Below are 23151 nucleotides of genomic sequence, written 5' to 3' on the forward strand. Positions count from 1 at the left end.
CACTTCCGCCCTTCGGGGCGTCTCTTGCTGGATCGAGCCCGACGGGCTCGGGGAACAGGGGTGCGGGGCGCTCCCGAGCACCCGTAGGGCGTGGGGAGCGCCGAGCGCGGGGTCACGGCGCGATGAGGCCGAAGGCGGTAGGCAGCCACAGCGAGAGCTGCGGGACGAAGGTCACGATGAACAGGCCCACGCAGAGCGCCCAGAAGAACGGCCACAGGCGGCTGATCACCGGCTCGATGCGGACGCCGGCGACCCGCGCCGCGACGAAGAGGTTGTTGCCGATCGGCGGCGAGATGTTGCCGAGGCACATGTTGAAGACCATCATCGCGCCGAAGTGGATCGGGCTGACTCCGAGCGCCGTGACGACCGGCAGGAAGATCGGCGTGAAGATCAGGATCGCCGGAGTCGGGTCCATGACGGTTCCCGCGAGCAGGAGCACCACCATGATCAGGATCAGGATCACGGTGACGTTGTCGGTCACGCCGAGCAGTCCCTCCGTGATGAGCTGCGGGATCCGCGCGTACGAGAGGACCCACGCGAGGATGCTGGACACCCCGATCAGGAGCATGACGATCGCCGTCGTCTTCGACGCGTCGAGCACGACCTTGGGGAGGGACTTCAGCGGAAGGGTGCGCTGCGCGAGGCCGAGGAGGAACGAGTAGATCACCGCGATGACCGCTGACTCCGTGGCCGTGAAGAAGCCGCTCAGGATGCCTCCGATCACGATGACGATCATCAGCAGTGCGGGGATCGCGCGGAGGAGGATGACGAAGCCCTGGCGCGCAGTGGGGCGCGCGGCGACGGGGAGTCCCTTGTTCTTGCGGGCGTGGAGGGCGACCACCACGGCGCAGATGGCCACCCACAGCAGGCCCGGGCCGACGCCGGCGAGGAACAGCGCGGCGATCGAGGTGCTCGAGACCAGCGCGTAGACGATGAAGGTGTTGCTCGGCGGGATGAGCATGCCGGCGGGAGAGGCGGCGGCGTTGACCGCCGCCGAGAACGCTGGGTCGTAGCCGTCCTTGCGCATCCGCGGAGAGAGCACCGTCCCCACCGCCGCGGCGGAGGCGACGGAGGCGCCGGAGACGGCTCCGAACATCGCGTTCGCGACGACCGTCGTCTGGGCGAGCGGGGCGGGAAGCCGACCCGCGATCACGAGGGCCAGATCGATGAGGCGCGTGGCGATGCCTCCGGTGTTCATCAGGCCGCCGGCCAGGATGAAGAACGGGATCGACAGCAGCGCGAACGAGTTGGTGCCCGCGAAGACGCGCTGGGCGGAGGTGAGGGCCGCGCCCTCCCAACCGAGCAGGACGACGATCGCGAGGGCCGAGGGCAGACCCATGGCGACTGCCACGGGCAGCCCGAAGGTGATGCCGAGGGTGATGCCGCCGAGGAGGACGACGGTGGCGATGACGGTCGCGGTGTCCACGGCGATCAGACCGCCTCGGTGGTGTCGTCGAGCGCGGGAGTCGGATCCTCTGCCCCGGTGAGGATGCGGGCGAGGTGGATGAGCGAGTAGACGGTGATGAGGACTCCGGCGACGGGGAGGGCCAGATAGACCTGGCCGACGGTGATGGGGAGGGTGGAGACCGCCTGGCCCCAGGCGTTCTCGGCGATCCGCGAGCCGCCCAGCACGAAGACGAACAGGGCGAAGAAGACGATGATCAGCTGGACGAGGACGGCGACGAGTCGCTGCGCAGGCCGGGAGAACTTGTCGACGAGGATCTCGACCGCGATGTGGCCGCGCTCCGAGAAGACGAGCGCCGCGCCGATCAGCGCCAGGACGACGAAGGTGTAGAGCGCGGCCTCCTGCGTCCACGGCGCCGAGTTCTGCAGTACCTGTCGGGTGAAGACCTGCCAGCTCACGATCGCCACGAGGGCGACGAAGAGGACGATGCAGACGATCCCGAGGACTCGATCGAGTCCGCGGCGCACGCGGTCGAGGACCAGGACGGCTCGCGGTGGCGGGACGGCGCCGCCCTCGGGGGCGCCGCCGGACGGGGGTGTTTCGGACATGTCGTCGTCCTTCTCGAAGGGTTCGTGCCGCGACGGGGCGGTCGGACGGGAGTGGGAGGCGACCGCGGGCGGCGGTCGCCTCCTCCACTCACTCGGCGGCGGCGCGGGCCTCGTCGAAGAGCTGCTCCTGGCGCTCGTCGGTGATGAACTCGTCCAGCAGGGGTGAGATGGCGTCGGCGAACGCCTCGCTGTCGACCTCGGTGAAGGTGGCTCCCGCGGCCGTGGCGTCGGTGATCGCCGACTCGGTCGCCTCGTTCCAGAGCTCGGTGTGCTGCTGCCAGGTCTCACCCCACGCCTCGGTGAAGGCCGCGCGGTCCTCCTCGGACATCTCGTCGAGCACGCCGGTGTTGCCGATGAGGTAGTCGAGGCCGATCAGGTGACGGGTGTACGAGAAGTACGGCGCCACCTCGTAGTGCTTCTGGGTGAAGTACGAGACCTCGTTGTTCTCGGCGCCGTCGATGACGCCGGACTGCAGGCCCGTGTAGACCTCGCCGAACGCGAGGGGAGTGGGCGAGGCGTCGAGCGCCTCGATCAGCGAGATGAAGAGCGGGCTCTCCTGGACGCGGATCTTGAGGCCCGAGAGGTCGGCCGGCTCCTCCGCCGGTCCGTCCTTCGTGTAGACGCTGCGCGCGCCCTGCGTGAAGCCGCCGACCACTGTGAGGTTGTTGCTCTCCTCGAGTGAGGTGTAGAGCTCGTCGGTGAGATCGGGAGAGTCGTTCACGACGGTCATCTGGTGCTCGATCGAGTCGAACACGGTCGGGAGGTCGTAGACGAGGAAGTCCGACGAGAGGTTCTCGAGCTGCGGACCGGAGACGATTGCCATGTCGACCGAGCCGTCGCCCACCAGCTGCAGGGTCTCGGCCTGCGCGCCCAAGGTCTCATTGGGGTAGACCTGGATCGACCAGCGGCCGTCGGTCGCCTCGTCGAGCCGCTCGCCCATCGCCTCGAGGGCGATGTACGAGGGGTGCTCCTCGGTCTGGTTGAGGGCGAGGCGCAGCGTCCTGCTCTCGCCGCCGCCTCCGCCGGAGGACTCCTCTTCGCCGGCGCCCGAACAGGCCGCCAGTCCGAGCGAGGCGACGGCGGCGATCGAGACGGTGGTGAGGAGCCGAGTGCTCTTCCGCATGTGATTCTCCTTCGAATGCAGTGCGCAGGGTGATGCAGGGGGTGTCGGCGACGAGGGGATCCCGGGCAGAGCTGGTGCGGGTGCTCTGCGCAGCGTCGGCGCGATGGAGTCCATTCACCCAAGCGCTGGGCGGGGCGGCAACGAGTTGCCGTCAGTTGCCGTGCGTTCAGCGGCCACCGGCTCGGCGCATGCTCGCCCACCGCCGCGTCGGGCGGACGGTACCGGTCGACTCGCGGACGATCAGCTGGGTGGGGAGCAGGGCCGTCTTGAGACCGCCGCTGGCGTCGCTGGGGCGCCGCGGCGCAGCGCCGCGCAGATCGGCGAGGAGGGTGTCGATCGCGACGGCACCGAGCTGCCGCAGCGGTGCGGCCACGGTCGTCAGGGGCGGCGTGCAGAAGTCGGAGCCGAAGATGTTGTCGAACCCGAGCACCGACACGTCCTCGGGGATCCGGGCGCCGAGGCTCTGCAGACCCCTGAGCAGTCCGATGGCCATCAGGTCGTTGTACGCGATGACGGAGGTCGCCTGCGACGAGGCCAGCTCGTTGGCGGCGGCGAGGCCGCCGGCCTGGGTCGGCTCGAACGGTCCGATCCTGCGCGTCCTCAGACCCCGCTCCTGGGTCGCCCCGCGCAGAGCGTGCCACCGGATGCCGTTCGCCCAGGAGGCCTCCGGCCCGCCGGCGTACGTGATCGAGGTGTGGCCGAGCTGCGCCAGGTGATCAACGGCTCGGGCCATCCCGCCCGCGTTGTCGGAGGTGACGCTCGTCACGTCGCTCATCGAGCGGTTCAGCAGTACCGTCGGCCGCTGTCTCGCGGCCATCCTGATCGCCGAGTCCGACAGCCGCGAGGTGGCCAGGACGATGCCGGCGACCATCGGCAGGGTGCGGTCGAGCACCCGCTTCTCGGCCTGCGCCGACTCCTGGACGTCGGCGACGAGGAGCGTGTAGTCGGCCTCGGAGGCCTGCTCCTCCGCGCCGCGGAGCAGGTCGAAGAAGTAGGGGTTCGTCACGTCCGCGACGACGATCGCGATCAGCGAGGACTCGACGGCGGGCGCCGGGCGGGTGAGCGGATCAGTGCGGTAGCCCAGCTCGGCCGCCACCCGGCGGATGTGCGCGGCCGACTCGGCGCTGACCCGGCCCGGCCGCGAGAAGGTGCGCGACACCGTCGAGGGGGCGACTCCGGCCGCGGCCGCCACGTCGTAGATCGTCAGACGCCTGGCGGTCGGCTCCGCGGGGACCTCCGGCTCGTCCGGCGGCCCGCTCGACGTCTTCGCCATGGCCCGATAGTAGGCGAGCCCTGCGCGCAGTTGCCAAGGGATGCCGCCGGATCGGTGTTGTTCTGGCAACAGGCAGCAACCGGTGGCGGTGTCGCCGGAATACGGCACCATGACCGGATGACCGACCTGTCGAAGAACGAGACCGCCGGCGAGACGGCGGAGAGCTCCGCCGCCGTGAGCGGCCTCACTCCCGAGCAGGCGACCCAGGTCGATGTGGCCGAGTACGAGCTGCGACGTCTGGGACTCGCGGAGGTCAGAGTCCTCCACCACGGTGATCTCGCGATCATCGCCGCGCCCGCGCGCGACCTCAGCCTGATCGCGAACAGCCCGCTGCGGGGCGAGGTGCTCCGGGCGGTCGGCGCGGCGGGGTTCGATCGCGTGGCGCTCGATCTCTCCGGTCGGGTCTGACCCTCCGCGACGGCGACAACTGCTGGCAATCGCTTCTCGGCCGCTGGGGGCGGCGACACAGTAGGGCCACTGCCCCTGGGGGCGGTGCCCGCGAGCCGGGCGTTCAGCCAGAGGATCAAAGGAGATCGATCGATGCCATCCACCCGGACCAGACGCTCGAGGCGCTCGGCGCTCGCAGTGTCGACCATCGCCGCGCTGGCGCTGACGGGAGGGGCCGTCACGGCCCAGGCCCTCCCCGCCGCAGCCGCAGCCAGTCAGCCGACCATCGAGTCGAGGGTCAAGGACACCGTCACCCTCGACGGACTGCAGTTCCGCGATCTCAACGCCACCGGAGCCGTGGAGCCCTACGAGGACTGGCGCCTCTCCGTCGAGGAGCGCGTCGGCGACCTCGTCGGCCGGATGACCCTCGCCGAGAAGGCGGGGCTCATGCTGATCAACACCATGAACGCCTCCTGCGACGAGACCACGGGCGAGCGCGGGATCGTGCCTGCCTCGGGGGTGGCGCTCCTGAACGACCAGAACATGCGCCGCTTCGTCTTCAGGAGCGTCGTCGCCGATGCCGCCTCGGCATCGTGCACCTCGCCGACCGCGAGCGAGGCCGCGACGTTCACGAACTCAGTGCAGGAGCTGTCCGAGTCGAGCCGCCTCGGGATCCCGTCGCTGTTCAAGTCCAACGCCCGCAACCACATCGATCCCGATGTCCGCTTCGGGATCAACGAGGCGGCCGGAGCGATGACGGCCTTCCCCAAGGAGGCGGGACTCGCTGCGGCGGCGCTCGGCGAGGCGCGGGTCACCGGCACGGCGTCGCTGGGCGACATGGGCGTCATCGAGGACTTCACCGGAGTCATGGGCGATGAGTGGTCGGCGATCGGCCTCCGCGGGATGTACGGCTACATGGCCGATCTCTCGACGGAGCCGCGCTGGTACCGCACCCACGAGACGTTTACCGAGAACGCCGACCTCAACTCCGAGATCATGGGCACCCTCGTGCGCGAGCTGCAGGGGCCGGTCGACGGCGAGGGCGTCTCGCTCTCGGAGGACACCGACGTCGCGCTCACGCTCAAGCACTTCCCGGGCGGCGGACCGCAGGAGCTCGGCTTCGACCCGCACTACTCGTTCGGCAAGACCCAGGTCTACCCGGGCGGCGCGTTCGGCGAGCACATCAAGCCGTTCGAGGCCGCGATCGACGCCGGAGTGTCGTCGATCATGCCCTACTACGGCGTCCCGATCGACGTCGAGTACCAGGGAGTCCAGTACAACCCGCTCGGCATGGCCTTCTCGGACCAGATCGTGAACGGCCTGCTGCGCGACGACCTCGGCTTCGACGGATACGTGAACTCCGACACCGGGATCATCAACGACCGCGCCTGGGGTCTCGAAGACGCGACAGTCCCGGAGCGGGTCGCCACCGCGATCAACGGCGGTACCGACACGCTGTCGGGATTCAGCGACACGAAGACCATCACCGATCTCGTGGAGCAGGGCCTGGTCACCGAGGAGCGCGTCTCGCTCGCCGCCGACCGCCTGCTGACCCCGCTGTTCCAGATGGGGCTCTTCGAGGACCCGTACGTCGATGCGGCGGCCGCCGACGCGATCGTCGGCTCGGTCGAGAACGGGGAGACCGCTCTCGACCTCCAGCGCAAGTCACTCGTCCTGCTCCAGAACGAGACGACATCGGCCGGCACCGCCGCGCTGCCCCTGACGGCGGGCGCGAAGGTCTACGTCCTGGGCGACCTCGACCCGGCCGTCGTGGCCGAGTACGGCTACGAGGTCGTCGACGGCAACGTCCTCGACGAGAACGGCAACCGCCCGAGCGCGGAGGGCAGCGACCACGTCATCGTCTCGATGCGGGCGAACAACGTGAACACCGGTGAGTACGACAGCCGCGTGGCAGCCGAGACAGCGCCGATCAACCCGATCGTCGCCGAGGGCTTCGACGGACTCGACGGCGAGAGCCGCTACGGCGCGACCGATGCCTGCGTGATCGACCCCGCGGCGACCTGCAGCGACAACGGTCTGCGCTTCGGCGGCTCGCTGCCGTGGGAGTCGAGCATCCTCGACTTCACGGGGATGTCGGAGTCGGAGTCGTGGCAGGTGACCCCGTCGCTCGACGTGGTGCAGCAGGCCATGGCCGAGGTCGGCGATCCCGACAAGGTGATCCTCAACGTGTACTTCCGTCAGCCGTTCGTCCTCGACGAGGCCAGCGGACTGCGCGACGCCGGTGCCATCGTGGCCGGCTTCGGCAGCAGCCCGACGGCGCTGATGGACGTGCTCTCGGGCGGGTTCGACCCGCAGGGACGGATGCCGTTCGCCCTGGCCGGGACCCGCGCGGCGGTCGAGCACCAGTACAGCGACCTCGCCGGATACGACGAGACCGATGACGGAGCGCTGTTCGAGTTCGGCCACGGACTCTCGTACGAGCGGACCAGCACCCTGGACATCGACCTCTCCGCCGTCTCGACGGTGTCGGGCCGGACGACGAAGGTGACCGTCACGGCGACGAACAACGAGGACGTCGCGGCCGGTGTGGCCCTCGCGACTCCCTACGGCACGGTGAAGCTGCCCGCGCTCAAGGCGGGAGCGACCGTGACGAGGACCATCACCCTCCCCGGCACCTCGGTCCCGACAGGGACGATCGCGGTCACCCTGACAGCGACCGTCGATGGTCGCGAGATCTCGCTGACCGAGGACGTGACGGTTACGCGGACACGATGATCGTCTGACCACCAGTCCGCAGGGGCGGGCGACCCTCAGGGGGTCGCCCGCCCCTGTCGCGTCGCCGGGAGCACTCGCGCGGCTGGAGCTGTACGACGCGCGGCTCAGCCTGGAGACCCTGGCCGCCCGGCTCGCCGCGGAGGCGGTCGCGAGGGGAGCCTCGCTCCAGCCGATGCTGGACGCCCTCGACGCGGAGCAGCGCGCCCTCGACGACGCCGACTGGCTCGCCGCCTCCGAGACCTCCACCCTCCTGCACGAGTCGATCGTCGAGATCGGTGCCAGCGAACTGCTCGGCACGCTGATGCGCGGCATCTCGGGCCGGATGACCTGGCTCGCGTACCTCACCTCCGCGAGAGACCAGGGACAGCAGTCCGACGCGCACCACGGGCCGGTCGACGCCATCCGCTCCGGCAACCCGCGCCTGGCCGAGGCGGTCGCCGCCGCCCATATCGAGTCGGGGCGCGCGCCGTCGCTCGCCGTGCTCGCCCGCGACACGGACTGACGCGGGCACCTCCGACTACGCGGCAGAGCCCGTTCAGGTCGGTACGGAAGCCGATCCGGTGCGGAGGAAGAGGCTCGCCACGGCAGCACCGACGATGAGGACGGCCGCGACGGTGAGGCTGAGCTGCAGGCCCGGGACGAAGGAAGCCCTGTCGGCGATGAAGGCGCCGAAGACGGCGATCGCCACCGCGCCTCCGACCTGACGGAACGTGTTGAACACGGCGCTGGCCGTCCCGGCTCGGGCGGGCGGGACGCTGCTCAGCACGACAGAGGTCACCGGCGGCATCGTGACGGCGCCGCCGAGTCCGGTGAGGCAGACCGCCGCCCCAACCAGCACGGGCGAGGCGAGCGGAGCGGTGACGACCGCGAGAACGAGACCGAGAGCCATGAGGAGCAGCCCGGAGACGATCGGGACGCGGGTCCCGAAGCGGTTGGCCAGCGCTCCGCTGGCGATGTTGCCGAGGATGCTGAAGCCCGCGCCGGGCAGGAACACGAGACCGGCGAGGAGCGGTGGCAGGCCGAGCTGCTGCTGGAGGAAGAGGCTCAGGACGAAGACCGTGCCGAAGTTGCTCACCATGAAGGCGAAGCCCACACCGAGCGAGATCCGCATGCCGCTCGAGCGGAACAGATCGAGCGGCATCATCGGATGCTGGACCCGTGCCTGGATCACGAGGAACAGGACGATCGCCGCGACGGCGGTCGAGAGACTCGTCAGGACGAGCGGTGACGTGAATCCGACCGCGCCGCCCTCGATGAGACCGAAGACCAGCGCGGTGAGCCCGACGAGGGAGGCGAGCTGACCGGCCCAGTCGAACGGGGAGGTCGCGACCGGAGAACGACCGACGGCGCGGAGCAGGACGAGCATGAGAACGCACACCGGCAGGTTGATCGCGAAGACGAGCCGCCAGTCTCCGGTCGTGAGAGCACCGCCCAGCACCGGGCCGACGGCCGTCGCGACGGCCCCGCCGACGGCCCAGACGCCCAGCGCCCGCGTCCGTTCGCGATCGTCGGCGTACGCCTCGCGGATCAGCGCCATCGACGCCGGAAGCATCACCGCGGCGCCCGCTCCCTGGACCGCGCGCGCCGTGATCAGCAGCTCGATCGAGGGAGCCAGTGCGCACGCGATCGACGCCACCGCGAACAGGACGATCCCGGAGCGGAAGGCGCGCTTCGCGCCGAGGCGCTCGGACAGGTTCCCGGCGAGCAGCAGCAGCGCAGCGAACACGAGCGTGTAGCTGTCGATGGTCCACTGCAGCGCGACCGTGTCGCCGCCGAGGTCCCGGCCGATGGCGGTCAGGGCGACGTTCACGATCAGGATGTCGAGCGTGATCAGGAAGAAGCCCGACGAGCAGAGCAGCAGCGTCAGTCGACGGCGCCCGGCCGCCGGAGTCTCCATCACGATCTCGTGTTCCTCTCGGTCGCTCCTCCTATCGAAGACCTCGAGCAGCCCGCGCGGGATGCTCTCTCGAGAGGTGTTCGGGCAGAGCACCCCGGGGCGGAGCAGCGGGGCCTAGGGTCGGTCCTGGAACGGCGAAGGAGTTCCCAGCGGTCGCCCCCGGGAAGGGGAGACCCGAGGGGTGGACTCGACGAACAGGAGCACCCGATGAGCGATGCACGACCACACCGCCAGGCGGTCGCCCCTCCCAGTGTCCCGATCGGCGAGGACGCCTTCGCGGAGAGCGCCGCCACCACGCTGCGCTGGCTGGGGATGGCCGGCTTCCTCGTGAACACTCGCGGAACCGTGATCCTGATCGACCCCGTGCTGCACGGCTTCGACATGCCGTTGCTCATCGACGTCCCGCTCGGCGTCGACGACGTGCCGCGTGTCGACGCGATCCTCGTCACTCATGCGGACAACGACCACTTCAGCATCCCGAGCTGCCGTGACCTGGTGCCCGCGACGACCGCGTTCCACTCGACCCGGTACGTCGCCTCCGTGATGGCGGAGGAGGGGATCCCCGGGACCGGCCACGACATCGGGGACGCCTTCTCCGTCGGCGACCACGTCGACGTCACCGTGCTGCCCGCCGACCACGCCTGGCAGAACGCGCAGCCCGACTACCGGGGCCGGGTGTTCCACGACGAGGACAGCTGCGGCTTCTGGATCCGGACTCCCGACGGAGTCGTCTGGGCGCCCGGCGACTCCCGCCTGATCCGCGACCACCACCTCACGATGCCCGAGCCCGACGTCCTCCTCTTCGACTTCTCCGACAGCGAATGGCACTTCGGCTTCGACGGTGCCGTCGAGATGGCGAACGCGTACCCGCGAGCCGACCTGGTCCTCCATCACTGGGGCTCGGTCGACTCCCCCGAGTTCGCGCCCTTCAACGGCGACCCCGCCACCCTCTGGTCGCGGATCGTCAACCCGTCCCGCATCCGAGTGGTCGCCCCGGGAGAGTCGTTCGCGGTCCGATCCCGCTGAGGCGGCTCAGAACCGGGACGCGGACCGCCCTCGACGACGACGCGGTGCCGGGAGGGCGCGGGTCAGGGCGCGCGCTGCAGGCGGACCGCGATGTACTCCCGGCCCGGCAGGTCGATCCGGAAACGGCCGGCGTAGGTGCCGGGCAGGCGCTCGACGGTCATGCCCCAGGTGTCGAGCACGTCGACCGTGTACGACACGTCGGGCTCGAGGAGGAAGCGGCGGTAGGTCGGGCGGTCGAAGCCGAAGTAGTAGAGGTAGTACTCGCCCTCGACGCCGGCGCGCGGGACGTCCCAGTCGAGCGGGATCGGCTCGAGGCCGTTCGCCGGCCCCGCCGCCAGCACTGACTCGAGGAACGCGATGCGCGCGGGGCTCGTGCCGTGCAGCTCGCCGCCCTTCGACCACCAGAGCACGTCGTCGGGGTGCACGTAGGTCTCGCCGTGGCCGATGTAGCCGCCGCGCAGCGCGCCCTCCCAGAAGCGGCGCACCAGCTCCTCGCCGGTGATGTTGCCCCAGCCTTGGTCGATGTCACCCTCGTACGCGCACTCGTCGACGACGACCGGCTTGCCCCAGCGCCGCCACTCCGTCGTCGACTCGGCGGTCTTGTAGACGTCCTGCCGCTGGATGCTCGCGTGCGTGATCCACGGCCGGGAGTAGTCGTAGAAGTCGCGGCAGTTGTGGATCGAGAGCAGGTGCCGCGAGGGGTCGTCCTCGGCGACGATCGCGGCGAAGCGCTCCCAGTCCTCCTCCGTCTTCTCGAAGAGCAGGTCGTACTCGTTCGCGAGCGACCACCACACGTTCGCGAAGGAGGCGAGGCGCGCGACCGCGTAGCGGACGTAGCGGTCGTCGGCGACGGGGTCCATCGTCGAGAAGCCCCAGCGGTCGTAGGCGTGGAAGAGGATCAGGTCGGCCTCGATGCCCAGCTCCCCCAGCTGCTCGATGCGGTGCTCGAGGTGCGCCCAGAAGACCGGCGACGGACGCTGGTGGTCGAACCCCTCCTCCGGCGACCCCTCGAACGGGTAGAGCACCGGCTCGTTCTCGTTGAAGAGGTACGACTTGGGGAACACGCCCATCCGGATCTTCGTGAAGGGCGCCTCCGCGAGCGTCGCGAGGGTGCGCTCCTCCAGCGCGTCGCCCTGGTGCGTCCAGGCGTAGGAGGTGGTGCCGAGCGGGCGGTGCCGGGTGCCGTCCGCGTGCGCGAAGTGGAACGTGTCGGCGACCCGCACCGGCCCGTGCCGGCCCTCGAGGGGAGGCGTCACCGTGAAGGCCCCGGTGATCCCGTCGAGCGAGCGCGCGGTGCTCGAGGTGGTCCAGGCGTGCTCCCCCGGCTCCTCGGGCATCCAGCGGAGGCGGAACACCCCTTCGCCGTCGTAGAAGCCCGGCACGCGCACGGCTCCGCCCGGCCCGTCGACGATCGCCGACAGCGCGACGTCCACGAACGGGTTGCCGTGCGACGGGCCGCGCAGCTCGAGCTCGAACCGCTCGTAGGCCGGCACCGACGACGGCGCGACGACCGCGGCCGAGCCGAGGTCCACCTCCGCCGGCTCGTACGACGCCGAGGGGGCGACGAACTGCTCCTGCTCGCGCAGCGGAGGAGCCTCCTCCGTCGGGATCGCCGCGATCTCGCCCAGCAGCGCCTCGCGGCCAGCGGCGTCGAGCGACTCCTCGGTGTCGACGACGAGCCCGACGGGGTAGCTGTGCAGCGTGTGCAGGATGGAGGAGTGGGCGAGCCCCGGGAGGTGGCGCTCGACGATCTCGTGCCCGCGGGGGTCGCGGAGGACCTCGAACAGGCGGGTCTCGCGCGAGAAGCGCTCGGTGATCGCGGTGACGTGCGACACGGTCAGCCCTTCACGGCGCCGGCGAAGGCGCCCTCGACGAAGTAGCGCTGGAACATCAGGTAGACGATCAGCACGGGGAACACGGACATGATGGTGAAGGCGTTCAGCGGCCCGTACGAGCTGGTGAACTGCGACTGGAAGCCCTGCAGGGCGAGCGGGATCGTCCACGACTCCTGGCTCTGCAGCAGGGCGAGCGCGATGGAGTACTCGTTCCAGGTCGAGACGAAGTCGAGGATGAACAGCGCGGCGAGCGCCGGGCGGGCCAGCGGCAGGATGATCGTGAGGAACAGGCGCCAGTTGCCGGCGCCGTCGATCCGCGCGCTCTCGTCGATCTCCTCCGGGATCTGCCGGAAGAAGCCGTAGAGGATGAAGGTCTGGTACGGCAGGCCGAAAGCGATGTACGGCAGGATGATGCCGACGTTGCTGCTCAGCAGGTTCAGCCCGTTCATCACCTGGAAGAGCGGCGCGATCGCGACCTGGATGGGCACCATCGCCCCGAGCGCGATGACGCCCATCAGGAGGCGCTGGCGCCGGAACCGCATCCGGGCCAGCGCGAAGGCCGCGGCCGCCGAGATGAAGAGCCCGACGGGCACCTTGATCAGCGCGATCATCAGGCTGTTCCCACCCGCGGTGAGCAGGTTGCCGCGGTCGAGCGCCTCGACGTAGTTGCCGAAGTCGGGCGACCAGGGCGGCACGAAGGCCGGGGTGCTGAAGATGTCGGCCTCGCTCTTGAGCGAGGTGAAGACCATGAAGATGAGCGGGACGGCCCAGATCAGGACCGCGAAGACGAGGGCGATCCAGAGTCCGAGGCGGACGAAGTCGCGGCCGCCGACGGGCCGGCGCTCGCGCTTCGGCGGATCGATCAGGCCCGGGCTGCTCGTCGGGATGCTCGTGACGGTCATGCGTTCTTCTCCTGACGCGCGGTCCACACCATGTAGGGGACGACGATGACGAGGGTGATCACGAGCAGGACCGTCGCGATGGCGTTGCCCTGGCCGTACTCGTGGTTGTTGAAGGACTGCTGGAACGACCACAGCGCGAGCACCTGCGTCTGCTGGGCGGGGCCGCCTCCGGTCATGCCGACGATCAGGTCGAACACCTTGATCGAGTTGATGATCGTCAGCACCACGACGACGACGGTGGTCGGCCGCAGCGCCGGCAGGGTGACGTTGCGGAACACCTGCCAGGCGTTCGCCCCGTCGAGCTTCGCGGCCTCGACGTGGTCGGGCGAGACGCTCTGGAGCCCGGCGAGGAACAGCACCATGTTGGTGCCCGCGATCTGCCAGACGAATGCCGCGAAGATCGAGTACAGCGCGAGGTTCTTGTCGCCCAGCCACTGCACCTCGGCGAGCCAGGGCAGGTTGAAGAGCTGTGCGAGGTTGACGCCGATCCCGTAGTTCGGGTTGTACATCCAGCGCCACATGTTCGCGATGGCGATCGGAGCGAGCACCCCGGGGATGTAGAAGAGGGAGCGGAAGGCGTTCCGCCCGAAGAGCGGCCGGTTCAGCGCCAGCGCCATCACCAGGCCGAGGCCGACCGGGATGACGAGCGACAGCAGCACCCAGATGATCGTGTTCGAGAACGCGGTCCAGAAGACCGGGTCCTGCGTGAAGATCCGGATGTAGTTCTGGAGGCCCACGAAGACCTGGGGCGCTCCCTGGAAGCCGGTCCACTCGTAGAAGCTCAGCCGCACCGACTCGAGCGAGGGGCCGACGACGAAGACGAGGTAGGCGGCGAGCGCCGGGGCGAGGAACGGGAGCGCGGCGAGGAAGCCGGTGCCGCCGAAGCGGGCGAGGGCTCGGCGTCGCTTCAGGCGCTGCCGGGCGGGGGTGGATGTCGTCATGTCGGACCTCTCTGGCATCGCGAGGGCGGAGGGGTCGGGAGCGCGGCCCCTCCGCCCGTCGCCGACTACTGCTGGTCGATGAACTTCTGGAACTCGGAGCCGGCCTCGGACGGGTCGAGCTCGCCGGTCGCGACGAGGTTCTGGATGCGCCAGTACTCGGTGGTCTGCGACTGCGACAGGTTCTGGTCGTTGTTCATGTAGACGCCGGTGGCCGCCTCCGTGATCGGGCCCCAGAGCGCGTCGAACTCGCTCTGGCCCTCGGGGGTGACGTCGACGTTGACCGAGCGGCTGCCGAAGGTCGCGATGAACTTCTGCTGCGCCTCGGGAGACGTGAGGTAGTCGAGGAACTTCGCGGCCTCGGCAGGGTGCTCGGAGTTCGCCGAGATGTAGTTGTTCTCGTTGAAGCCGTAGATGCGGTCGGTGCCCGTGGGGAAGGCGAAGATGCCGACCGAGTCCTCGCTCATGCCCGCGTCGCGGATCTGCTGGTTGAACCAGTCGCCCTCGATCGCCATGGCGGCCTTGCCGCTGAAGAAGAGCGAGCCCGACTCGTCGTTGTTGATCGAGATGAAGCCGTCGTTGACGTAGTCCTTCGTCCAGGTCGCGAACTCGGTGAAGGTGTCGGTGACGCACGACTCGTCGGCCCAGCTCGCCTCGCCCGTGACGAGCGCCTGGTAGCCGTCGGCGCCGCACTCGGTCTCGAGGAGGCTGTCGAGCAGGCGCATCAGGTGCCAGTTGACGGTGCCGCCGAACTCGAACGGGGTGATCCCTGCGTCCTTCAGCTTCCCGGCATCCTCGACGAGCTCGTCGTAAGTGGTGGGGGCGGCGTCGATGCCGGCCTGCTCGAAGAGGTCCTTATTGTAGAAGACCGCCTCGGTGCGCTGGGTGTAGGGCACTCCGTCGTAGCCGCCGTACTGGGTGACGGTCGACATCGTGGTCTCGGAGAAGCGATCGGCCCAGCCGTACTCGTCGTAGTACTCCTTCAGGTCGAGGCTGGCTCCGGCGTCGATGAACTCGCCGCCGAGGCCCGGCCCGGCCCACGAGAAGAAGATGTCGGGGGCGCCGCTGGTGCCGAGGGTCGTGCGCAGCGCGTCCTTGTGGGCGTCGACCGCGCGCTGCTCGACCTTGACGGAGATGTCGGGGTTGGCGGCCTCGAAGTCGCTGACGATCTCGGTGATCGTGGCGTTGGCCGAGTCGGCCGATTCGGTGAGCTTGAACCAGGTGAGCTCGGTCGTGCCTCCGGAGTCGCCGCCGGCCGAGGAGCAGCCGGCGAGACCGGCGAGGAGGAGGGCGCCCGTGGCGAAGGCCAGGGAGCGGGTCGCATTTCGGGTCAGAGCACGCATCGTCGCGTCCTTTCGCTGCGCGAGGTCGCGGGCAGCGCGACATCGACGTCGGATCCGCCGGGGCCGATTCGCATGGAGCCCGGCGGTGGATGAGGGATACGTTATCGATAACACATTGGGGCGGCAATGCGCCCAACCGGTTGATAGGTCACGATCGGGTAACAGCCATCGCGCTCAGTAGAGTGAGCCGGGCGATCACCGAGGAGCAACGATGACGAGCCTCCCCTCCCCCCGCGCGCGGCCGAGCATGGCCGACGTCGGCCGTCGCGCCGAGGTCTCGGCGCAGACCGTCTCGCGCTTCTTCACGGGCGGCTACGTCGCTCCGGCGACCCGGGTGCGCATCGAGGCCGCGATCGCCGATCTCGGCTACCGGCACAACCGCGTCGCCCGCAACCTCCGCGTCCAGAGCACCGACACCGTCGGGTTCCTCGCGATGGGACCGCTCAACTACGGCCACTCCGAACTGCTCACCGGCGTCAGCCGCGCCGCGCGGGCCGAGGGGCTCTCGCTGATCACGGCGCTGCTCGAGGTCGACCCGCACGAGCCGAGCGCGCGGCTCGAGATGTTGCACGCGGTCGACAAGCTGCTGTCGTTCCAGGTCGACGGCATCATCGTCGGCACGCCGTACGAAGGGCTCGACGAGCTCGTCGACTACATCTCCGCCTCGGTGCCGGTCGTCACGAGGTCGGAGCACGCGGGACCCTCCGAGGACTCGACCTACGCCGACTCGTACGGCGCGGGCTACCTCGGCACCCGCCACCTCCTGGAACTCGGGCACCGGCGGATCCTCCACGTCGCCGGCCCCGGCAACCGCAACGAGGCCGTCGACCGCGAGCGCGGCTACCTCGCGGCACTCGAGGAGGCGGGGGTCGCGCCGCTCGAGGTGCTGCGGTGCCGAGAGTGGGACGCGGGCTCCGGCGCCGAGCAGGGCCGCCTCGCCGACCCGGAGTCGTTCACCGCGGTCTCGGCCGCGAACGACCAGATCGCGCTGGGGTTCCTGCGCGCGATGGCGGAGCGGGGTCGGTTCGCTCCCGAGGACTACTCGATCGTCGGAGTCGACGACATGCCCGAGTCCGAGTACTTCTCGCCACCGCTGACGACCATGCACCTCGACCACCAGTTCCTGGGCGAGAAGGCGCTGCGGATGCTCGCCGCGAGGATCCGCACCGGCGAGCGCCAGGAGCGCACGGCGGTCTCGGCGCGCCTGGTCCTCCGGGAATCGACGGGACCGGTGGCGACCGCCTGACCCGGGGCTGCTCGCGCCCGTGCCCTATCGTTACCGCTAACACCGTCGAGACGCGGGCGAGCGGAGGCATCGATGACGAGCGGACCCTCGCGGGCGGCGACCATCTACGACGTCGCGCGGAGGGCGGGCGTCTCGCACCAGACGGTCTCGCGCTTCCTCACCGGCACCGGTGGCATCCGCCCCGCCAACCGGGTCAGGGTCGAAGAGGCTCTGCGCGCGCTCAACTACCGGACCAACACCACGGCCCGATCCCTCGCCACCCGCCGCACGCACCGCCTCGGCGCGCTCGTGCACGAGCTGTCGGGCACGGGGCCGGGCAAGACGATGCAGGGCGCGAGCGACGCCGCCCGCCGCGCCGGCTACTCCCTCGACATCGTGAGCGTCGACGCCCTGGACGGCGCCGAGCTCGACGACGCCCTGGCCACGCTGGGCAGCCGCGATCTCGAGGGCGTCCTGGCGACCGCCCCGACAGACGCTGTCCATGAGGCGCTGCAGGCGCTCGACCTGCCCCTCCCGATCCACATCGACCGGGGCGGCCGGCGCGACGGCGGCGCGTCTGCGGTGGGCACCAGGCTCGCCGTCTCGCACCTCCTGGAGCTGGGTCATCGCAGGATCGCGCACCTCGCCGGACCCGAGCTCTGGATCTCGGCGCAGGACCGCTCGCGCGCCTACGAGCAGTCCCTGCGCGAGGCGGGGCTGCCCGCGCTCCCGCTCGTGCACGGGGACTGGTCCTCCCGATCCGGCTACGCCGCGGCACCGCTGCTGTGCAGCGACCCCCAGGTGACGGCCGTCGTCGCCGCGAACGACCGCATGGCGCTCGGGCTCCTGCTCTGGCTGCACGACAACGACCGGAGGATCCCGGAGGACGTCAGCGTCGTCGGCTTCGACGACATCGCGGAGGCCGAGTTCTTCCATCCGCCCCTCACCACGATCAAGCAGGACTTCGACGCGATGGGTCGCGCGGCCGTTCTGACGCTGATCGCGCTGGTCGAGGACTCGAGCCGGGCCGAGAGCGTCGAGTACCCGGAGCCGCAGCTGGTCGTGCGGGCATCGACGGCGCGGCCCGCCTGACACTGCGCTCCGGCAGACGCCCACGATTTCGTGACCGGTAACGATTCACTCTTGCGCCGAGCCGGAGTCGGTCTTACGGTGATCCTGTCGCACTGATCGTTACCGGTAACGAATTCCGGGGACGGCGACTGATCACCCTCTGCAGAGCCGCAGAGGATCGACGTTGGGATGAAGACTCCGATGAGAACGATGAAGTTCCGCAGACCTCTCGCTGCCCTGACCGCCCTCGCCGCCGCCGCTCTCCTCGCGGGCTGCACCGGCGCGACCGACTCGTCATCGGGAGGCGGAGTCGACGCCGAAGGGCCGGTCACACTCGAGTACTGGTCGTGGGCGCCCAACATCGAGAAGATCGTCGATGTCTGGAACCAGGCCAACCCCGACATCCAGGTGGAGGTGAACACATCCACCGGCGGCGCGGAGATCGTCGCGAAGCTCAGCGCGGCGAAGCAGGCCGGAACGCTGCCGGACCTGTCGAACACCACCTACGAGAACCTGCCCAACCTGATCACGAGCGAGATCGCCTCCGATGTGACCTCGATCATGGGCGACCGGGAGGCCGAGACGGCCGGCCCGGCCTGGGAGCTGACGACGTTCGACGAGGTGAACTACGCCGTCCCCCAGGGCACGGCTCCGATGTTCCTCTACTACCGCACCGACATCTTCGAGGCGAACGGCCTCACCGCCCCGACCACCTGGGACGAGTACGCCGACGCCGCCAGGGCCCTGCACGCCGCCGACCCGACGAAGTACCTCGCGACGTTCCCCGCGAACGACGCCCAGCTCTTCGCCGGGCTCAGCCAGCAGGCCGGCGCCGAGTGGTGGAGCCAGGAGGACGGCACCTGGACGGTCGCCATCGACGACCCCGCCTCGCAGAAGGTCGCCGACTACTGGCAGGGCCTCGTCGACGACGGCAGCCTCGCGACGTTCAAGACCTTCACCCCCGAGTGGCAGGCCGCCCTCGCCGACGGCACACTGGCCAGCTGGCTGGGCGCGGTGTGGACCCCGCCGCTGCTTCAGAACAACGCACCCGACACCATCGGCAAGTGGGCCGCCGTGCCGATCCCGCAGTGGACCCCGTCCGACCCCAGCTCGGGAGTGCTGGGCGGCAGCGGCACCATCGTGACCACGGGCTCCGACCACCCCGAGCAGGCGAAGGAGTTCGCGCTCTGGCTGAACACCTCGACCGAGGCCCTCGAGGCCTACATCGAGTACGCCAGCATCTGGCCCGCGTCCCTCGCCGGGCGCGAACTGCCCGAGCTGCAGGCCGCTCCCGCCCTCCTGCCCGAGCAGACCGACTTCTACGCGACCGCCGACGAGATCGACCAGATCACCGCATCGGTGACCTGGGGGCCGAACGTCTCGGTCGCCTACGACGCGTTCAACAACGCCTTCAGTGCCGCCGTCAACGAGAAGGGCAGCTTCGCGGAGGCTCTCGCGAGCGTCCAGGACGCGACCGTCGCCGACCTCGAGAAGTCCGGCTACGACGTCGCCGAGTAGTGCTCCGGGGTCCCGCACTCCGCGGGGCCCCGTCCGTCCGTCTCGAACAGTGAGGTTCTCATGACGACCACCGCCGCGCCCCGCACCGGGCGCCCCTCGACTCTCGCCCCTCGAGCGGCGCCCTGGTTCTTCGTCGCTCCCGCGGTGATCCTCGCCGTCGCCCTCCTCGCCCTCCCGCTGCTGTACACGGTCTGGCTCAGCTTCCGCGGCAGCACGGTCAGCGGCAGCGGACTGGGAGTCAAGAAGGAGACCTTCGTCGGCTTCGACAACTACGCGCGGACCCTGTCGGACCCTGCGCTCTGGGCCGGCTTCGGCCGGATGCTGACCTACGCGCTGCTCTCGGTCCCGGTCACGATGATCCTCGCGCTGGTGTTCGCGCTCCTGCTCGACAACCTGTCGACCCGCTTCGGCCGGTTCTCGCGGATCGCGATCTTCGTCCCGTACGCGGTGCCCGGCGTGATCGCCGCACTGATGTGGGGGTTCCTCTACCTGCCCGGAGTGAGCCCGTTCGTCGATGCGGCGACCGCTCTCGGGTTGCCCGCACCGGTCTTCCTCGGCCCCGACTCCGTCTTCTTCTCGGTCGCCAACATCGCGATCTGGGGGTCCGTCGGCTTCAACATGGTGATCCTGTACACCTCGCTGCGCGGCCTCCCCGCCGAGATCTACGACGCCGCCCGCATCGACGGCTGCTCCGAGCGGCAGCTCGCCCTGCGCATCAAGCTCCCGCTGATCGTGCCGGGCGTCATCATGACGGGGCTCTTCTCCGTCATCGGCGCCCTGCAGGTCTTCTCGGAGCCCAACACGCTCGTGACCCTCACCACAGTGATCGGATCGGACTGGGTGCCGATGATGCTCATCTACCGCGACGCCTTCGTGACCAACGACCTGTTCTCGGCCTCCGCGACCTCGGTCGTGGTCACCCTCCTCACCCTCATCGCCTCGCTCGGCCTGCTGCGGTTCCTGCAGTCGCGCGCCTTCGGAGAAGACTGACCATGACCGACACCCTCACGAAGCTGCCTCCCGTCGTCGAAGACCCGCAGAGCGCCGCCCGGTCGGTCCGCTCCCGCCGCCGCGGTCCCACGATCACTCGGCCGCGAGCCGCCTTCTGGCCGACCGCGGTCCTGCTCATCGGAGCCGTGTACTGCCTCCTGCCCGTCTTCTGGCTCTTCACGGCCGCGACCAAGCGCTCGGGCGAGCTGTTCACCACCTTCTCGCTCTGGCCGAGCTTCACCGGCGGATTCCAGGAGAACTTCGCCCTGCTGCTCGGAGTGGGCAACGGCGCGTTCTGGTCGTGGTGCCTCAACAGCCTGATCTTCGCCGGCGGCGGCGGGCTGCTCGGCACCGCCGTCTCGGCTCTCGCCGGTTACGGCCTCGCGAAGTACTCGTTCCGCGGGAAGAAGCTCGTCTTCGACTTCCTGCTGATCGGGGTGCTCATCCCCGGGGTGATCCTCGCGATCCCGCAGTACCTGCTGCTGTCCTCGATCGGGATCGCCGGCACCTACTGGTCGGTGCTGCTGCCGTGCATGATCAGCCCGTTCAGCATCTACCTGTGTCGGATCTACGCGACGGCGGTGGTGCCCACCGAGATGCTCGAGGCGGGCCGCATCGATGGGGCGAGCGAGTGGCGGATCTTCTCGCGGATCGCCGTGTACCCGATGGTGCCCGGGCTCATCACCGTGTTCCTCCTGCACTTCGTCGGCATCTGGAACAACTTCCTGCTGCCGTTCATCATGCTCTCGCGCACCGAGACGTTCCCTCTGACGGTCGGCTTCTACTCGCTGATGAACCAGGGGAACGACCAGCCCAACACCTACAACGTCGTGATCATGGGCTGCCTCGTCTCGACGATCCCGCTCATCGCGCTCTTCCTCTTCCTGCAGCGCTACTGGCGCCTCGACCTCGTCAGCGGATCCCTCAAGGGCTGACGCCCTCCTCCTCCGCACGCCACCACCATCGAAAAGGATCGACATGACCACCACGGACACCGCGCCCGCGACCATCGAGACCGGCGCCACCCTCCCCGACGGCGGCTGGCCCGTCATGCTCACGCCGTTCCGCCAGGACCGGTCGCTCGACTTCGAGCAGGTCGATGCGCTGACGGACTGGCTGATCGACAACGGAGCCGCCGGCATCTTCACCGTCGCGCTCTCGAGCGAGATGTACGACCTCACCGAGGAGGAGCGGCTCGCCCTCGCGCGCCGCGTGGTCGACCGCTCGGCCGGCCGGGTCCCCGTCGTGGCCTCCTCCGTCTCCGCCGGGAGCCCGGAGGAGCAGGCGGCGTCGGCCGCGGCGATGGCCGCGACAGGGGTCGACGCGGTCGTGCTCATCTCCTCCCTCGTCGGGGGGCTGACCACCACCGAGGAGGAGTGGCGCGCCACCGTCCAGCACATCCTCGACGCGGTCCCCGGCGTCGACTTCGGGATCTACGAGTGCCCGGTGCCGTTCAAGCGGCTGCCCTCGACCGAGAACGTCGCCTGGATGGCCGGGACGGGACGGTTCGTCTTCTACAAGGACACCTCGCACTCGCTCGACACCATGTCGGAACGGCTCGAGGCGATCCGCGGCACGCGGATGAAGCTCTACAACGCGCAGATCTCGTCGCTGACGGACTCGCTCCGCCTCGGAGCCGCCGGGCTCAGCGGCTACGCCGCCAACATCTACCCGGAGCACGTCGCCTGGCTCTGCGAGCACTACGACGACCAGCCCGCCGAGACCGCCGTCGCCGTGCAGCGCCTCCTGACGGTGGCCGAGCACACGATCAACTCGCGCTACCCCACCTCGGCGAAGTACTACCTCCGCCACAGCTCCCGCCTGGCGATCGAGCCGATCAGCCGCTGGAAGCCGGAGGGGATCGGGGCGCACGAGGGTGCGCCGCTGCTGGAGCTCGCCGCGTACATCCGCGACCTCGGGCTGCCCGCCAGTGCGCGGGTGGACGGCGCCCGCTAGGTGATCGTCGGGGCCTACCCGTCGGCGCCGGAGAGGGCACGGCTCGATGCGGCGGCCTTCGACGCCTTCCACGAGCGGATCGCGCTCGTCACCGGGTGCTCGGGGTTCGAGATCCCCTTCGGCAGCGCCTTCGTCCCGGACGAGGAGGCGCTGCTGCGGCTGCTCCGCCGCGCCGGGACCCACGCCCTGACCCTGCTGCCGGCGGTCCTCGAGCGCGGGATCGGCCTGGCCGATCCCGCCGAGGATCGGCGGGTCGCCGCGGTCGCCCTGACGCGGCGGGCCGGCGATGCCGCACTGGCGCTGAACGACCGGGAGCAGCGGGCGGTGATCGACACCGTCCTGATCCACTCGGCCCCGCGGGCGACGCGAGCGACAGCCGCGTCCGCCCGAGCAGCGTTCGCGCGGAGTCTCTCCGAGATCGCGAGACGGGACCTCCCCGGCGTGCGGATCGTCGTCGAGCACTGCGACTCCTTCGAGGGGCCGGACCCGGTGAAGGGGTTCCTCGACCTGCCGACCGAGATCGATCTCGCCCAGCGGCACGGGTTCGGAACCGCGATCAACTGGGCGCGCTCCTATCTCGAGACGCGGAGCCTCGACGGCCCTGCTGAGCACGCGCGTCGCGCCCGCCAGACCGGCACGCTCGCCGTACTCGGGGTGTCGGGAGTCAGTGACGTGGCGACGACTCTCGGACCCGCGTTCAGCGACAACCACGCTCCCGTCCGGATCGCGCGCGCCGGGCGGGCGGTCTCCAGCGCGAGCCTCCTGGAGGCCGACGTGCTGGAGAGGTTCCTCGGAGTGGACCCGGACATCCGGGTCATCACGAAGATCGCGGGCGGAGAGCTCGGGCTCGCAGACTCGGTCGCGGCGGTCCGAGCGGCTCTGGACCGGACGCGCCGCGCGGTCTCCCGGTGAGCACGG

At 69.8% G+C, this 23151-nt stretch carries 20 protein-coding genes; 11 read left to right on the forward strand and 9 right to left on the reverse strand.

What is annotated here, in order from left to right; all coding sequences use genetic code 11:
- Window positions 1-112: 112 nt before the first annotated feature.
- From GRS96_RS00625 to GRS96_RS00640, 4 genes are all read right to left on the reverse strand, one after another.
- Window positions 113-1426 (reverse strand): TRAP transporter large permease, encoded by a 1314-nt coding sequence (locus GRS96_RS00625; RefSeq protein ID WP_159855491.1) that lies wholly within the window; start codon window positions 1424-1426, stop codon window positions 113-115.
- A 5-nt stretch (window positions 1427-1431) separates the two neighbouring features.
- Complete coding sequence (locus tag GRS96_RS00630; protein WP_159855490.1) at window positions 1432-2013, reverse strand: TRAP transporter small permease; 582 nt, start codon at window positions 2011-2013, stop codon at window positions 1432-1434.
- Window positions 2014-2101: 88 nt separating this feature from the next.
- Entirely contained in the window at window positions 2102-3136 is a 1035-nt protein-coding gene (locus GRS96_RS00635; protein WP_159855488.1) for a TRAP transporter substrate-binding protein, read from the reverse strand.
- Window positions 3137-3302: 166 nt separating this feature from the next.
- Window positions 3303-4409: a LacI family DNA-binding transcriptional regulator gene (locus tag GRS96_RS00640; protein WP_159855486.1), complete on the reverse strand. Its 1107-nt coding sequence runs from the start codon at window positions 4407-4409 to the stop codon at window positions 3303-3305.
- Window positions 4410-4526: 117 nt separating this feature from the next.
- On the opposite strand from GRS96_RS00640, the gene GRS96_RS00645 reads away from it, so the two are divergent.
- From GRS96_RS00645 to GRS96_RS00655, 3 genes are all read left to right on the forward strand, one after another.
- Window positions 4527-4817 (forward strand): hypothetical protein, encoded by a 291-nt coding sequence (locus GRS96_RS00645; protein WP_159855484.1) that lies wholly within the window; start codon window positions 4527-4529, stop codon window positions 4815-4817.
- 132 nt (window positions 4818-4949) lie between these two features.
- Complete coding sequence (locus tag GRS96_RS00650) at window positions 4950-7532, forward strand: glycoside hydrolase family 3 N-terminal domain-containing protein (RefSeq protein ID WP_159855482.1); 2583 nt, start codon at window positions 4950-4952, stop codon at window positions 7530-7532.
- Between the two features lie 88 nt (window positions 7533-7620).
- Window positions 7621-8034 (forward strand): FCD domain-containing protein, encoded by a 414-nt coding sequence (locus tag GRS96_RS00655; RefSeq protein ID WP_268817142.1) that lies wholly within the window; start codon window positions 7621-7623, stop codon window positions 8032-8034.
- Window positions 8035-8067: 33 nt separating this feature from the next.
- Here GRS96_RS00655 and GRS96_RS00660 read toward each other — a convergent pair whose 3' ends face one another.
- A complete protein-coding gene (locus GRS96_RS00660) occupies window positions 8068-9429 on the reverse strand; it encodes a DHA2 family efflux MFS transporter permease subunit (protein ID WP_159855613.1) in 1362 nt (453 codons plus the stop codon).
- A 207-nt stretch (window positions 9430-9636) separates the two neighbouring features.
- On the opposite strand from GRS96_RS00660, the gene GRS96_RS00665 reads away from it, so the two are divergent.
- The gene (locus GRS96_RS00665; protein ID WP_159855480.1) at window positions 9637-10455 is read left to right on the forward strand and encodes an MBL fold metallo-hydrolase; all 819 of its coding nucleotides are present in this window, start codon (window positions 9637-9639) and stop codon (window positions 10453-10455) included.
- A 62-nt stretch (window positions 10456-10517) separates the two neighbouring features.
- On the opposite strand, the gene GRS96_RS00670 is transcribed toward GRS96_RS00665, so the two are convergent.
- The 4 genes from GRS96_RS00670 to GRS96_RS00685 form a co-directional block, all read right to left on the reverse strand.
- Window positions 10518-12290, reverse strand: coding sequence for a DUF5605 domain-containing protein (locus tag GRS96_RS00670; RefSeq protein WP_236553531.1), 1773 nt, complete (start codon window positions 12288-12290; stop codon window positions 10518-10520).
- 2 nt (window positions 12291-12292) lie between these two features.
- Window positions 12293-13192 carry a carbohydrate ABC transporter permease gene (locus GRS96_RS00675; protein ID WP_159855478.1) on the reverse strand — a complete coding sequence of 300 codons (900 nt, stop codon included), beginning with the start codon at window positions 13190-13192 and terminating at the stop codon, window positions 12293-12295.
- Window positions 13189-14133, reverse strand: a complete 945-nt coding sequence (locus GRS96_RS00680; protein ID WP_159855476.1) for a carbohydrate ABC transporter permease — start codon at window positions 14131-14133, stop codon at window positions 13189-13191. Before GRS96_RS00680 ends, GRS96_RS00675 begins: the two co-directional genes overlap by 4 nt.
- Window positions 14134-14198: 65 nt before the next feature.
- A complete protein-coding gene (locus GRS96_RS00685; RefSeq protein WP_159855474.1) occupies window positions 14199-15473 on the reverse strand; it encodes an ABC transporter substrate-binding protein in 1275 nt (424 codons plus the stop codon).
- 211 nt (window positions 15474-15684) lie between these two features.
- On the opposite strand from GRS96_RS00685, the gene GRS96_RS00690 reads away from it, so the two are divergent.
- From GRS96_RS00690 to GRS96_RS00720, 7 genes are all read left to right on the forward strand, one after another.
- Window positions 15685-16719 (forward strand): LacI family DNA-binding transcriptional regulator, encoded by a 1035-nt coding sequence (locus GRS96_RS00690; RefSeq protein WP_159855472.1) that lies wholly within the window; start codon window positions 15685-15687, stop codon window positions 16717-16719.
- Between the two features lie 72 nt (window positions 16720-16791).
- Window positions 16792-17790 carry a LacI family DNA-binding transcriptional regulator gene (locus tag GRS96_RS00695; RefSeq protein WP_159855470.1) on the forward strand — a complete coding sequence of 333 codons (999 nt, stop codon included), beginning with the start codon at window positions 16792-16794 and terminating at the stop codon, window positions 17788-17790.
- A 189-nt stretch (window positions 17791-17979) separates the two neighbouring features.
- Window positions 17980-19287 (forward strand): ABC transporter substrate-binding protein, encoded by a 1308-nt coding sequence (locus GRS96_RS00700; protein WP_159855468.1) that lies wholly within the window; start codon window positions 17980-17982, stop codon window positions 19285-19287.
- Window positions 19288-19347: 60 nt separating this feature from the next.
- A complete protein-coding gene (locus GRS96_RS00705) occupies window positions 19348-20277 on the forward strand; it encodes a carbohydrate ABC transporter permease (protein ID WP_159855466.1) in 930 nt (309 codons plus the stop codon).
- Between the two features lie 2 nt (window positions 20278-20279).
- Entirely contained in the window at window positions 20280-21212 is a 933-nt protein-coding gene (locus tag GRS96_RS00710; RefSeq protein WP_159855464.1) for a carbohydrate ABC transporter permease, read from the forward strand.
- Between the two features lie 43 nt (window positions 21213-21255).
- Window positions 21256-22233: a dihydrodipicolinate synthase family protein gene (locus GRS96_RS00715; protein WP_159855462.1), complete on the forward strand. Its 978-nt coding sequence runs from the start codon at window positions 21256-21258 to the stop codon at window positions 22231-22233.
- Window positions 22234-23145 carry a DUF4862 family protein gene (locus GRS96_RS00720; RefSeq protein WP_159987444.1) on the forward strand — a complete coding sequence of 304 codons (912 nt, stop codon included), beginning with the start codon at window positions 22234-22236 and terminating at the stop codon, window positions 23143-23145. It begins immediately after the preceding gene.
- The last annotated feature ends 6 nt before the right edge of the window (window positions 23146-23151 follow it).

The organism is Rathayibacter sp. VKM Ac-2803, assembly GCF_009807175.1.
Lineage (GTDB): Bacteria > Actinomycetota > Actinomycetes > Actinomycetales > Microbacteriaceae > Rathayibacter.

Excerpts from the sequence above, each read along its gene's own strand:
- GRS96_RS00630 (WP_159855490.1), bottom strand. The coding sequence starts at position 2,013 with ATGTCCGAAACACCCCCGTCCGGCGGCGCCCCCGAGGGCGGCGCCGTC.
- GRS96_RS00635 (WP_159855488.1), bottom strand. The coding sequence starts at position 3,136 with ATGCGGAAGAGCACTCGGCTCCTCACCACCGTCTCGATCGCCGCCGTC.
- GRS96_RS00640 (WP_159855486.1), bottom strand. The coding sequence starts at position 4,409 with ATGGCGAAGACGTCGAGCGGGCCGCCGGACGAGCCGGAGGTCCCCGCG.
- GRS96_RS00645 (WP_159855484.1), top strand. The coding sequence starts at position 4,527 with ATGACCGACCTGTCGAAGAACGAGACCGCCGGCGAGACGGCGGAGAGC.
- GRS96_RS00650 (WP_159855482.1), top strand. The coding sequence starts at position 4,950 with ATGCCATCCACCCGGACCAGACGCTCGAGGCGCTCGGCGCTCGCAGTG.
- GRS96_RS00660 (WP_159855613.1), bottom strand. The coding sequence starts at position 9,429 with ATGGAGACTCCGGCGGCCGGGCGCCGTCGACTGACGCTGCTGCTCTGC.
- GRS96_RS00665 (WP_159855480.1), top strand. The coding sequence starts at position 9,637 with ATGAGCGATGCACGACCACACCGCCAGGCGGTCGCCCCTCCCAGTGTC.
- GRS96_RS00675 (WP_159855478.1), bottom strand. The coding sequence starts at position 13,192 with ATGACCGTCACGAGCATCCCGACGAGCAGCCCGGGCCTGATCGATCCG.
- GRS96_RS00680 (WP_159855476.1), bottom strand. The coding sequence starts at position 14,133 with ATGACGACATCCACCCCCGCCCGGCAGCGCCTGAAGCGACGCCGAGCC.
- GRS96_RS00685 (WP_159855474.1), bottom strand. The coding sequence starts at position 15,473 with ATGCGTGCTCTGACCCGAAATGCGACCCGCTCCCTGGCCTTCGCCACG.
- GRS96_RS00690 (WP_159855472.1), top strand. The coding sequence starts at position 15,685 with ATGACGAGCCTCCCCTCCCCCCGCGCGCGGCCGAGCATGGCCGACGTC.
- GRS96_RS00695 (WP_159855470.1), top strand. The coding sequence starts at position 16,792 with ATGACGAGCGGACCCTCGCGGGCGGCGACCATCTACGACGTCGCGCGG.
- GRS96_RS00700 (WP_159855468.1), top strand. The coding sequence starts at position 17,980 with ATGAAGTTCCGCAGACCTCTCGCTGCCCTGACCGCCCTCGCCGCCGCC.
- GRS96_RS00705 (WP_159855466.1), top strand. The coding sequence starts at position 19,348 with ATGACGACCACCGCCGCGCCCCGCACCGGGCGCCCCTCGACTCTCGCC.
- GRS96_RS00710 (WP_159855464.1), top strand. The coding sequence starts at position 20,280 with ATGACCGACACCCTCACGAAGCTGCCTCCCGTCGTCGAAGACCCGCAG.
- GRS96_RS00715 (WP_159855462.1), top strand. The coding sequence starts at position 21,256 with ATGACCACCACGGACACCGCGCCCGCGACCATCGAGACCGGCGCCACC.